The organism is Chryseobacterium sp. HNCC26DJ238 (assembly GCF_057180465.1).
This window is the reverse complement of sequence record NZ_JBXUGI010000073.1, coordinates 1-376: the sequence shown is the minus strand read 5'-3', so window position 1 is coordinate 376 and position 376 is coordinate 1. Positions and strand designations below refer to the sequence as shown.

The following is a 376-nucleotide window of genomic DNA, read 5'->3' as shown; positions in this document are numbered from 1 at the left end:
CGTGATGTCCGCTTCTTTGAAACCCTGACCTGATGTCGAAGGGTCAAAACCGATTTCTACGTACGCATAATCTGAAACAGGATTCGGGTAGATCTTAATGTCCTGCTTTTCGATCAGCTGGTCAATCTGTCTGTCTCCCAGTTTCACGATCTTCCAGTTTTCTCTGCCCAGTTCCTCAGCACTGGTTCCTGCCAAAATAATAGATCCGTCACGGTTCAGTTTGATATCCGATAACCGTTCTTCTTTCTTCCTGGATTCTCCTTTGACGTGCTTTCTCCATTGTTCATTTCCGTTCTGGTCGAGGTACAGCATCCAGAAAGTTTCATCATCAGCTTCAATTCTTCCCTCTGCCTGCGTGTAGCCGCCGATTAAAAAC

The 376-nt window shown here is 46.0% G+C and carries 1 pseudogene; it reads right to left on the bottom strand.

What is annotated here, in order from left to right:
* Positions 1–376, bottom strand: a pseudogene (locus AC2A07_RS19760) (T9SS type A sorting domain-containing protein); the annotation flags it as partial.